At 62.6% G+C, this 11621-nt stretch carries 7 protein-coding genes; 2 read left to right on the top strand and 5 right to left on the bottom strand.

All coding sequences use genetic code 11. The features are described from left to right. Window positions 1–50 precede the first annotated feature (50 nt). Window positions 51–266 carry a hypothetical protein gene (locus PQ457_RS20285; protein ID WP_273619614.1) on the bottom strand — a complete coding sequence of 72 codons (216 nt, stop codon included), beginning with the start codon at window positions 264–266 and terminating at the stop codon, window positions 51–53. A 211-nt stretch (window positions 267–477) separates the two neighbouring features. On the opposite strand from PQ457_RS20285, the gene PQ457_RS20280 reads away from it, so the two are divergent. Beyond that, window positions 478–1326: a LysR family transcriptional regulator gene (locus tag PQ457_RS20280; RefSeq protein ID WP_273619613.1), complete on the top strand. Its 849-nt coding sequence runs from the start codon at window positions 478–480 to the stop codon at window positions 1324–1326. Window positions 1327–1705: 379 nt separating this feature from the next. Here PQ457_RS20280 and PQ457_RS20275 read toward each other — a convergent pair whose 3' ends face one another. Genes PQ457_RS20275 through PQ457_RS20265 form a run of 3 tightly spaced genes read right to left on the bottom strand, consistent with a single transcriptional unit; the run spans window position 1706 to window position 7434 of the window. After that, on the bottom strand, window positions 1706–3082 hold the full coding sequence (locus tag PQ457_RS20275; RefSeq protein WP_273619612.1) for an efflux transporter outer membrane subunit: 1377 nt from the start codon (window positions 3080–3082) through the stop codon (window positions 1706–1708). A 10-nt stretch (window positions 3083–3092) separates the two neighbouring features. Beyond that, entirely contained in the window at window positions 3093–4256 is a 1164-nt protein-coding gene (locus tag PQ457_RS20270) for an efflux RND transporter periplasmic adaptor subunit (RefSeq protein WP_273619611.1), read from the bottom strand. Next, window positions 4249–7434, bottom strand: a complete 3186-nt coding sequence (locus tag PQ457_RS20265) for an efflux RND transporter permease subunit (protein WP_273619610.1) — start codon at window positions 7432–7434, stop codon at window positions 4249–4251. The genes PQ457_RS20270 and PQ457_RS20265 overlap by 8 nt, the downstream gene beginning before the upstream one ends. A gap of 404 nt (window positions 7435–7838) precedes the next feature. Between PQ457_RS20265 and PQ457_RS20260 the strand changes: the two genes are divergently transcribed. Further along, the gene (locus tag PQ457_RS20260) at window positions 7839–10427 is read left to right on the top strand and encodes a TonB-dependent receptor (RefSeq protein ID WP_273619609.1); all 2589 of its coding nucleotides are present in this window, start codon (window positions 7839–7841) and stop codon (window positions 10425–10427) included. Between the two features lie 109 nt (window positions 10428–10536). Here the strand turns inward: PQ457_RS20260 and PQ457_RS20255 are convergent, their stop codons facing one another. Next, window positions 10537–11619: a glycoside hydrolase family 53 protein gene (locus PQ457_RS20255; protein WP_273619608.1), complete on the bottom strand. Its 1083-nt coding sequence runs from the start codon at window positions 11617–11619 to the stop codon at window positions 10537–10539. Between the last annotated feature and the right edge of the window lie 2 nt (window positions 11620–11621).

Here is an 11621-nt window from a genome sequence, read left to right as displayed (position 1 = left end):
AGTATTATGATTTTATGCCAAAATCTGTTTTGGCCTTCCTAGCGAGAGCCTTATTCGGCCGGTCTGTCGCGTCCGGCCATGATCCAGATCGCGGCAGACATGGCAAGAATGACAAAGGCATAGAGAGCGGTATCCGCAAGAGCCAAATATCGCTGGATCAGCGCCATTGCGGCTGTGGCCAGAGCGAGCAGGGCCGTGGCGATCATCGCGCCCGACGATGCAGCCAAACCTTTGCATATCCTGATATATATCTTTACCAAGGCCATCACACCTGTCCCTTTTCGACAGGATCTAGCCGTCCCGCAATTTACCATCCAATGCCAATATTTGCGGTTCACCCATCAAGTTTTTGCGCCTTGTCCAGGCGTGGCCGAAATGGCTGGCGCGCCTGACGCGGTACTTTGTGGCGGGGCCATTCTATGCTAATGCCAATCAAAATATTGCACTGATCGAATTTGACATAAGGATGATGATGGGATGGATATAGGCATCGCCCGCACTTTCCTCGAGGTGGTCAAGACGGGCAGCTTTGTGGGCGCGGCCAACAACCTCAATCTGACCCAGACCGCCGTCAGCGCACGGATCAGGGTGCTGGAGGAGCAGCTCGAACGGCCGGTGTTCATCCGCAACAAGGCCGGGGCAAAGCTGACGCCCGCGGGCGAACAGTTCCAGCGGTTTGCCACCACGCTGGTGCAGGTCTGGGCCCGCGCCCAGCGCGCGGTGGCGCTGCCGCCGGGGCGCCAGACGGTGGTGACCATCGGCGCGGAGCTTAGCCTGTGGAGCCCCTTGCTGCGACACTGGCTGATCTGGATGCGCCGGGAATGTCCCGATATTGCCGTCAGCACGCAGATCGACACGGCTGATCGCCTGATGGAGCAGGTGCAGGATGGCACGCTCGATGTGGCCGTGCTCTATGCCGCGCCCAGCCGCCCCGGTATCGTGGCCGAACTGCTGTTTGAGGAAAAGCTGGTGTTGGTCAGGACCACGCCGACCTCGGTCGAACTGACGCCCGAGGATCATGTGCAGATCGATTGGGGCGAGGAATTTTCCGCCAGTTATCAGGCCGCTTTCCCCGATCAGCCCAATGCCGTGATGTCGATCAGTTACGGTCCGCTGGCGTTGGAATATATTCTGGCGGCCGGGGGCAGCGGCTATTTCCGCAAAGGCTTCATTCGGCCCTATCTTGAGGAAGGGCGGCTGATACTCGTACCAGGAAGCCCGGAATTTTCCCATTCCGCCTATGCGGTGCATTCCTCGCGGGCCGATGCGGGCGTGATGGACCGCGTCAGGGCCGGATTGCGCGCCGCCGCCCAGATCATTTTGTGACAGCGCGAATTTAACATCAGAAATATTGCGGTAAACGATCAATAATATTCGTTTGCCTTCAGGGCGGCGGCGCGCGAAAACATGGCTGCGCATGAGGTGATTTTGGCTTTCCGCCGCTGGCCCGGCCCGAAAAGGCAAGGCCGGCGGCGGAAGGAAAGTTGAATGCCGCAAGTCAAACCGGACAAGGGGCCGGACCTGTCGGAATCCCCCCGATTTCTGACACCGAGGTGACAATGGGCCTATAGGCCGCTCGCCCGGCCCCGGCGATTGACACAGCGGCTGTTGGTTAGACGTCGAGGGCCGTTTACGCGCCTTCGGCGTCTAACCACAAAATCGGCCACCGGCGCATCCGCCACCGTTTTGGAAAGGCGCGGCGGTTTTATGACCCCCAATCGCCCCCCATCGCCCGGATCAGGCCGACGCTGGCGATCAGGCGGCGGCTTTCAAGGGCGAGCTGATCCTCTCTGGCCTGCAGTTCGGCGGCCTGCGCGGTCACGACCTGAAGGTAATCGACGGCGCCTTCGCGGTATTGGATATTGGCCAATTGGTTGGTGCGCGCGGCGGCCACCACGGCCTCGCTCTGCTGCGCCGAAGCTTCGGCCAGACGGTTGACCAGAGCGAGCTGGTCTTCAACCTCGCGAAAGGCGTTGAGCGTGGCCTGCCGGTAATTGGCCGAAGCCTCGGCAAATTGGGCGCGGGCGTAGGCCACCCCGGCGCGGCGGCGACCTGCGTCAAAGATCGGCATGGCCGCCAGCGCGGGGCCGAGCGCCCAGACACTGCTCCCCGCGCTCAGCAGCGAGGCAGCGGTCGTTTCAAACCCGCCCGACGCACCCAGCGTGATCTGGGGAAAGAAGGCCGCCCTTGCCACGCCAATCCTGGCATTGGCCGCCGCCACCCGGCGCTCGGCCGCGGCCACATCGGGGCGGCGTTGCAGCAACAGCGAAGGCGCAGAAGCGGGAACCTGCGGCGGGGTCAGCATGGCGGCGACAGGCGCAATCGCAAAGCCCGACGCCTGTTCGCCCACCAGCGTGGCAATGGCATGTTCGAGCAGCGCGCGATCGGCCTTGCGTTGGGCCATTTCGGATTGCACCGATTTGAACTGGGTGCGCGCGCGCGTCACGTCGGCCTCATTGGCCGCGCCCCCTTCAAAGCGCTTGGTGGTCAGATCGACCGCCGCCGCATAGGCCGTTTTGGTCTGGCTCAGCAGATCGAGCTGGGCGTCGAGTTTGCGCAACTGGATGTAATTCTCGGCCAATTCGGCCTGAAGGCTCAGCCGCGCCCCGGCAAGGTCGGCGGCGCTGGCCTGCGCCTCGGCCTGCGTGGCCGAGACCTGATTGCGGATGCGGCCCCACAGATCGACCTCATAGGCCGCCGATCCGCCCACGGCATAATCATCATATTCGTAGTGGCCGCCCGTGGCCGGAGACATGGCGCGTGCCGTCAGGGCGCGGCCGCTGGCGTCGACGCGGGGCCGCAGATCGGCGCGCGCCTGACGGCTCAGCGCGCGGGCCTGATCATAGCGGGCAAGCGCGATGGCCAGACGGGGGCTGTCCTTCTCGATCCGCTGTTCCAGGGCGTCCAGCACCGGGTCGGGCAGGACGCGCCACCATGCCCCGCGCGGCATGGCGTCGGCGGGCGTGGCCGGGGTCCACATGCCCGTTTCCTTAAACGCGGCCGGAGCAGGCGCCACCGGGGGCGCCGTATAGGACGGCGCCATCGAGCAGCCCGATGCCAGCAGCGGCAGCATTGCCGCCATAATCCGGGCCTTACGCATGGGCATTTTTCCGCTGGAGCGTGGCCTTCACCCTATCGCCGGTGCGGATGTCATCGGCGGGATTGTCAATCACCTGATCACTCGGCTGCAGGCCGATCACTTCCAGTTCATTGCCGAAATCGGTGGTGATGGTGACGGGTTTGATGCGCACGCGCCCCTGCGCGTCGGCCAGCGCCACCGCCGAGCCTTCATGGCGGAACAGCAAGGCGCTGACCGGGATGCGCACCGCGCCTGCGGCCGCAGGCTGACTGGTGCCGAAATCGAAGGTAACCTGCGCATAGGCGCCCGGTTTGAGCAGGCCCGCGTGATTGTCATAGACAAGCTGCACCAGCATCGCGCCCGATTCAGGATCGACCGAACCCGACGAGCGGGCCAGTTGCGCGCGGAATGTCTTGCCCGGTTGGTCGGGCACGGTGAACTCGGCGGTCGTCCCCTCGCGCAGCCGCGCGACATAGGCCTGCGGCACGCTGACATAGATGCGCAGGCGCGTGACGTCCGACACGGTGAACAGGGGCTGCGTGGTCGATGTGCCCGCCACGATCAGCGCGCCAATATCGGTTGAACGGCTGGTGACAATGCCGTCGAAGGGCGCCACGATCCGCTTGAACCCCGAAACCGTCTGCAACCGCTGAACATTGGCCGAGGCCTCGTTGCGCATCGCCTCACGGGCGGCGAAATTGCCGCGCCTTTCATCGGCATCCTGCTGCGAGACGGCGTTTTGCGCGACCAGACGATCCCAGCGGTTCGAGGTGGTCTGGGCCAGATTGCGCTGGGCATTGGCGGTGGCCAGCGCGGCGCGGGCGGCCGAAAGCTGTTGATCGACATCGGGCGTGTCGATCTCGGCCAGAACCTGTCCGGCCTTCACCGGCTGCCCGATATCGACATACCAGCGGCGCAGATAGCCGTTCGTGCGCGCATAGACCGGCGCCTGAAACCATGCCTGCAATCGCCCCGGCAGGACCAGCGTGTTGCTGGCCACGCCGCCCGGATGGATCACATCGACCGAGGGGATCGCGGCGGCCTCGCTTTGCTCATGCAGGCCCGAACGTTGCTGCATGCGATAGGCGGCGCCCGCCGCAAGGATCAGGGCAAACACGGCAGCCCCGGCAAGCAGGGGCTTGCGAAAGGAAGAGGAGCTGGACGCGAAATCAGACATGGGCAGGCACTCCCTTCGAAGCATCGCGGCGATGCGCGCGCGCCCCGTGGATGATGGCAAACAGGGTGGGGACGAAAAGCAGCGACGCGCAGGTGGCAAAGGCCAGTCCGCCCAACACCGCGCGGCCCAGCGGCGCGTTCTGCTCGCCGCCTTCGCCAAGGCCCAGCGCCATGGGCGCCATGCCGATGATCATGGCCAGCGCCGTCATCAGCACCGGGCGCAGGCGCGACACGCCCGCCTCCAGCGCGGCCTTGATCGCATCGCCATGCTCCTCCAACCGCTCTCGGGCAAAGCTGACCACCAGAATGGAATTGGCCGTGGCCACGCCCATGCACATGATCGCGCCAGTCAGCGCAGGCACCGAAAGCGGCGTCGCGCTGGCAAACAGCATCCAGCAGATTCCCGCCAATGCGGCAGGCAGCGCCGAGACGATGATGAAAGGATCAACCCAGCTCTGGAAATTGATGACGATGAGCAGATAGATCAGCACCACCGCCGCCAGCAGGCCAAAGCCCATGCCGGTAAAGGCGGTGTTCATCGACTGATACTGGCCGCGCAAGGTGACAGTGACGGTCTTGGGCTTGTCCTTTTCCAGACCCGCCAGCGCTTTTTGCACATCGTCCGCCACCGCGCCCAGATCGCGCCCGTCGGCCCCGGCATAGACATTGATCAGCGGCAGGATATCATACTGGCTTTCGACCGCCGTGGTGGTACCCCGGCTGATCGTGCCCAGCGCGCCCAGCACCTGCGGGGTGCTCGTGCGCGTCCGGATCGGCAGGCCCGCGATATCCTGCAGCGAATTGATGCGATATTCGGGCATCTGGATCGCCACCGGATAGGTCACGCGGTTTTCCGGGTTCAGCCAGAACACCGGCGCGGCCTGTGATGAACCGGCGATCGAGGTGGCCACGCTGGTGGTGATGTCGGCCTCGGTCATGCCCAACTGGTTGATCCGGGTGCGGTCCACATCAAAGCGCAATTCGGGATAGGAGGCGGGCTGCTGAATGCGCGCGTCGACCAGCCCGTCGATCCCGTGGATCGCGCGCAGGATGCGTTCGGCATAGGCGCGCACTTCGGCCGGTTTGCGTCCCGTGACCTGAATGTCGAGCGGGGCGGGCGCGCCGAAATTCAGGATCTGGCTGGTGATGTCGGAAGGCAGAAACGCAAAGCTGGCCTGAGGGAACAGGCGAGGCAGCTTGGCGCGCAAGGCGCGGATATAGCCTTGCGTCGGTCGATGCCCCGGCTTCAGATTGACGATGATATCGCCATCCTGCGGCCCGATTGTGCCGGTGGCATTATAGACGGTGTTGATCGAGCTGGTCGGCAGGCCGATATTGTCTGCGATGGCTTCGAGTTCATCCGCCGGTATTTCCCGACGGATCGCCTTGGCAATCTGCTGGAACAGGGCCGAGGTTTCCTCGATGCGCGTGCCAGTTGGCCCACGGACATGCAGCGTGATCGAGCCGCCGTCGACCAGCGGGAAGAAATTGCGGCCAAGGAAGGGGATCAGCAACAGGCTGGCCAGAGCAAAGCAGAGGAAACCTGTGGCAAACATCCCGCGATGGTCGAGAATGGCGGCCAGCGCCCGGCCATAGCGGTCACGGAAAGCGGCAAAGCTGCGTTCAAACCCGGCCTGAAACGCGACCAGCGGCGCCAGCAGGCGCGGCGGAGCCTTGGGCGCATGATCCCCCTGATCATGCCGGCGCAGCAGCGATTGGGCCATGGTCGGAACCAGCGTGAAGGAGAGAATATAGGACATGATCATCGCGAAAATGACCGAGAGCGCCATCGGCACGAACAGATAGCCCGACACGCCCGGCAGATAGAACATCGGCACAAACACGATGCAGATGCACACCAGCGACAGGAAGGCGGGCATGATGATCTGGCGCGAGCCGTCCAGAATGGCGCCGCGCACGCTCTTGCCCATTTCCAGATGGGATTCGATATTCTCGATGGTCACCGTGGCCATGTCGACCAGAATGCCCACCGCCAGCGCGAGGCCCCCCAGCGTCATCACATTGAGCGTCTGGTCAAACATCGAGAGCGCGGCCAGCGCGCCCAGCACCGAGAGCGGGATCGAGGTGGCCACGATCAGCGTTGAGCGCCATGAACCCAGAAACAGCAGGATCATCAGGCTGGTCAGCACGGCCGCGATCAGGCCTTCGTGCATCACCCCCGTAACGGCGGCCTTCACAAAGATCGACTGGTCATTGACCGGCGTGGCCGTCAGCGCGGGGGGCAGGCCGGTCATCACCTGAGGCAGCATGGCCTTGATGCCCTCGACCACTGAAATGGTCGAGGTCGCCCCCGATTTCAGCACGGTGAGCAGGGCCGAACGCTGGCCGTTGACATGGACCACATTCTGCTGGGGCGCCGAACCATCGCGCACATGGGCCACATCGCGCATGCGGATCACCGCGCCGTTGATCGTGCGGATCGGGAGATTGTTGAGCTGTTCGATCGAGGAAGGCGCGTTGTTCAGCCGGAAATTATACTGAAACTCGCCCATCTTGATGAAACCGGCAGGCGTGATCTGGGTCTGGCTGGCCAGCGCCGCGCCCACGTCCTGCGCGGTGATGCCGCGCGACTGCATCGCTCGCGGATCAAGGTCGACCTGAATCTGGCGCACCTTGCCGCCAAAGGGGAAGGGGATGGCCGCGCCCGGTACGGTGATCAGCCGCGAGCGGATCGAGTTGAAGCCGAAGTCGTACAACTGCTGCTCGTTCAGCCCATGCCCGGCCAGCGCGATCTGGACGATGGGCACGGTCGAGGCGTTATAGTTCAGGATCAGCGGCGGATTGACGCCGGGCGGCATCTGGCGAAGGATCGTCTGCGAAATCGCCGTCACCTGCGCATTGGCGGTGCGGATATCGACGCCGGGCTGGAAATAGATCTTGGTGATGCCGATCCCGGTCAGCGACTGGCCCTCGATATGTTCGATATCGTTTACAGTGGTGGTCAGGGCGCGTTGAAACGGCATGTTGATCCGCCCCGACATATCCTCGGGCGAGAGGCCGTTGTACGTCCAGGCCACCGCAATCACCGGAATGCGGATATTGGGGAAAATATCGGTGGGCGTGCGCAAGGCCGCCAGCACGCCCGCAATCGTGATAAGCATGGCCATGACGACAAAAGTGTAGGGGCGCGCCAGGGCCAGGCGTACGATCGCATTCATCGAAATAGTCTCCAACCGGTCGCGACGGACACATCAAGGCCGCGCCGCCCGCAAAATGACGCGGGTACGCTTTCGCCATGTCCTGCGCTCAAACTAGGGCATGATGCTTTCCTCTGCTATGCGCTAAAGTTGGCATAATGTCATGAACCATAATCATGAATTGGTTCGACGGCGGGGACTGGGTGCCGGGCCTCACCCCTCGCCAGATTTTGCGCCACGGACCGGGCGAAACCGCATCTCCCGATAGGCGTTCGCGGCGACCCCTGTGCTGTCTGTGCCACATTCCAGGGGTTTGTGTCGGACAAAACACGACGGCTTATTGACAGTCGTATAGGCATGAACCTATTTATCAGATAAATGAGATTTTCAAAACGACTGACGCCAAGCCGTAAGGGAGGGTATTCGTGATTCGCAAAACATATGGCGCCGCAATGGTGAGCGCTCTGGCATTGGCTGTGGCCGCAAGCCCGGTTTGGGCGGCCGAAGAGGCCCCGGCGCCGCAGGATATTGTCGTCACCGGCCTGCGCGCCTCGCTGCGCGACGCGATTTCGGCCAAGCGCGCCTCGGCCGTCGTGACCGAAACGATTTCCTCCAAGGATATCGGCGTCTTGCCCGATGTGACCATTGCCGATGCGCTGGCCCGCCTGCCGGGCGTGACGGCCACGCGCGATCGCGGCAATGCCAGTCAGGCTTCGGTGCGCGGCCTTGGCCCCCGTCTGGTGCTGGGCCTTGTCAACGGGCGCGAGGTGGCGTCTTCCGAGCCGGACCGCAATGTCCGCTGGGAAATCTATCCTTCCGAAGCCGTGTCGGGCGTGACCGTCTATAAATCGCAGGGCGCCGATCTGATCGCCGGGGGCGTCGCCGCCACGATCGATATCCGCACGATCCGTCCGCTCGATTATGTCGGCCCGCACTTCATCATGCGCGCCGGGGCGCAGATGAATGATCCCGGCTTCCGCATCCCCAATTATGACAATGTGGGCACGCGCGGCAGCGTGCAATATATCACGCGCCTGACCGACACGTTGGGCCTGTCGCTGGGCGGCACCTATCAAAAGCAGAAGAACGGCTATTCCTCGTTTCAGGGCTGGGGCTATAACAATGCCGACGCCGGCAACAGCCCGCCCACCTATAACGGCCAGTCCGTCAACGCCCCGTGGGGCGCGCAGGCCGAGGTCAAGGCGCTGATCGAGGAACGCTGGAGCACCAGCGCGGGGCTGCAGTGGAAGCCCGACGATCATTGGGACGTGAACGCCGATTTCCTCTATTCCAATGTCAAGATCAACGAGAACCAGTTCCAGCAATGGCATGGCGGCTGGGGCGATTGGGGCGGCACCTTGCCCGATGACACCTATGGCGCGGGCCAGTTCACGCTGGCGGGCAACGATATCGTTGGCGCCACGGTGGGCAATTACAAGACCACCGTCACCAATGTCATCGCCAAATATACCGAGGACAAGAACCTGCTGGCGACGGGCCTGAATGCCCGTTACCGCGCCGATGATGTCACGGTGAAGTTTGACGCTTCCTATTCGCAGGCGCGCCGCAACAACACCTGGGCCGCGCAGGAATGGAACGTCTGGCCCCAGAGCGTGACCTTCAACACCGCCGCAGGCGTCGTCCCTTCGATCTCGACGGCCACCGATGTGACCGCCGCCTCGGCCCAGTCCTATGCGGGCTCGGGCCTTACGGGTCCGCAAAGGCTGGTCGATGCGCTGGGCGCCATGGCGCTGGATTTCAATTACAAGCTGCATGGCGGCATCGTCAGCGCGCTGAACGCCGGTCTGCGTTATTCTAACCGCATCAAGAGCTTCAACTCGTTGACCGGCGGCACGGTCAACCTGACGACCACGCCCAATTTCTCGTCTTTCAATATTACCGGCGGCGGCTTCAGCTTCCCCAACATGCTCTATGCCAATTATGACGCGATTTCCTCGCTCAACCTGAACACCGCGACGCAGGACAAGAGCCAGTACTGGCGCGTGCGCGAGGATGATTTTGAAGCCTATGTGATGGCCGAACTGGCGGGCAATCTGGGCGCGGTGCCCGTTTACGGCAATCTGGGCGTGCGCATGGTCGATGTCTCCACCGGATCGAGCGCCTATCAGGGCGTGACCTCGTGGAACGGCAGCGCCAATGTCACGACCTACAATCCGGTCTATGCGCCCAACCATTATTTCCGCGTTCTGCCCAGTTTGAACCTTAATTTCGACCTGATGGACAAGCTCAAGCTGCGCGCAGGCGTGGCGCGCGTGCTCAGCCGCCCGCCGCTCGACGAATTGCGCGCCAGCCAGAACCTGTCCTACTATCCGCCATCCTATCTGTCGGGCAGCGCGGGCAATCCCAACCTCAAGCCCTTCATGGCCACGCAGGGCGACCTGAGCCTTGAATATTATTTCCACAAGGATGCGGTGATCGCGCTGGCGGGCTATTACAAGGATGTCGACAGCAATGTCGGCTATACCCAATATCCCACCACCATCGCGGGCACGACCTATACGATCACGGGTCCTGCCAACGGCAAGGGCGGCTATATTGCGGGTACAGAGCTGTCGGTCTCCACGCCTTTCTGGTTTGTGCCGGGCCTGTCGAACTTCGGGGTCTATGCCAATGCCGCGTTGGTGGATTCAAACCTGAAGGAAATGACGCCCACCTATAATCCGTTGCCCGCCGTGGGCATGGCCAAATTTACCAGCCAGTTCGACCTGTGGTATTCGGGCCATGGCGTGGATGCGCGCATCGGCATCAAGCATCACAGCCCCCAGACCGTGATCTTCGGTTGGGACGCCTCGAAGCTGACGCGGATGGAAAGCGAGACGATTGTGGGCGCCAGCGTGTCCTATGCGATCACCAAGGCGATCTCCCTGCGCGTTCAGGCCAACAATCTGACCAATCAGGCCGCGCGTTTCTATTACGCCAACGATCCTAACCAGATCGCCCGTTATGAAAAGTATGGCCCCAGCTATCTGGCCGATGTGACGGTCAAGTTCTGATGCCGAGGGGCCGCCGGGATGAAAACCGGCGGCCTTTCAAACCTCTCTCACAGCAAAAGGGCCGCGAGGATTAATCCCTCGCGGCCCTTTTCGGTTTGGGGGGATGGCCTTATTTCCGCGTCATTTCCATAAAGCGCATGACGGGCAAGGCCTCATGTTTCTTGATGTCGAACCATGCGGCATTTTCCCAATCGGACCCCACGCCCCAGCGCGTCCTGCACCCTGTCGATACCCGGTCGGGCGCCCAATAGACCACGCCATTGCCGCCATTGGCCACCACCAGTTTGGTCAGATCCTCCATATAGCGGGCCTGACCTTCGCGGGTGACGGGATATTCGGGCAGGGCCGATTCCGAACCCAGCAGGTTGGGCGTGGTGTCGCCATAATCATTGGTGAATGGATATGCCGTTTCCACCACCCAGACATCCGCGCCATAACGCTTGTGCGCCGCCGCGATCACCTTGCCCAGCGCGGCCAGATTGTATTTCGACCATTTGGAATAATAGCTGATGCCGATGATGTCATAATCCATCACGCCTGCCGCCGTCGCATCGTCGAACCAGCCGATGACATTTTCCGGCTGGGCGATATGCAGCATGACTTTCATCGGATGGGCATGGGCCTTGGCCGCCTCGCGCACGGCGGCAACGCCTGCGTTGATCAGGCGGGCATTGCGTTCCCAATTGATCCTGCCATCCTTGGTGCCGCCCAGCATTTCCGGGTTGGTTTCATTGCCCACCTGAACAAAGGCGGGCAATTGCCCCTCGGCGGCCAGACGGTCGAGAATTTCGCGCGTGTAATCATGCAGCGCTTTGACCTGATCGTCGGTGGACAGCTTGGCCCATGCCGCAGGCGCGATTTGTTTTTCGCCATCAGCCCAATCGTCGGAATAATGGAAATCCAGCAGCACCTCCAGCCCAGCCGCATGGGCGCGGCGGATCGTCTTGAGCACATCCTGATAGGTGCTGTATTTGGTCCAGCCCGGCGCGTTCCAGATGCGCACGCGCATGATGTTGCCGCCATGCGCCTTCATCAGCGTAAAGGGATCGACCACCTTGCCGCCCTCGCGAAAGACCGCGCCGCAATCCTCCATCTCGTTGGTAAAGGACAGGTCTGCCCCCAGATAGAGTTTGGGCGCGGCGGGCGTAGCCGCCGTTGCCAGCAGGGCAGCGGCAAAAAGTCCAGGTGCCATGG

The organism is Novosphingobium humi, assembly GCF_028607105.1.
GTDB lineage: Bacteria > Pseudomonadota > Alphaproteobacteria > Sphingomonadales > Sphingomonadaceae > Novosphingobium > Novosphingobium humi.
Note: the sequence above shows the minus strand (reverse complement) of the source record. Positions and strands in the feature narration are given on the sequence as shown.

Bases quoted from the DNA above. Each gene is read 5' to 3' on its own strand.
- PQ457_RS20270 (WP_273619611.1), bottom strand. From the start codon at position 4,256: ATGTCTGATTTCGCGTCCAGCTCCTCTTCCTTTCGCAAGCCCCTGCTT.
- PQ457_RS20255 (WP_273619608.1), bottom strand. From the start codon at position 11,619: ATGGCACCTGGACTTTTTGCCGCTGCCCTGCTGGCAACGGCGGCTACG.
- PQ457_RS20265 (WP_273619610.1), bottom strand. From the start codon at position 7,434: ATGAATGCGATCGTACGCCTGGCCCTGGCGCGCCCCTACACTTTTGTC.
- PQ457_RS20280 (WP_273619613.1), top strand. From the start codon at position 478: ATGGATATAGGCATCGCCCGCACTTTCCTCGAGGTGGTCAAGACGGGC.
- PQ457_RS20275 (WP_273619612.1), bottom strand. From the start codon at position 3,082: ATGGCGGCAATGCTGCCGCTGCTGGCATCGGGCTGCTCGATGGCGCCG.
- PQ457_RS20285 (WP_273619614.1), bottom strand. From the start codon at position 266: ATGGCCTTGGTAAAGATATATATCAGGATATGCAAAGGTTTGGCTGCA.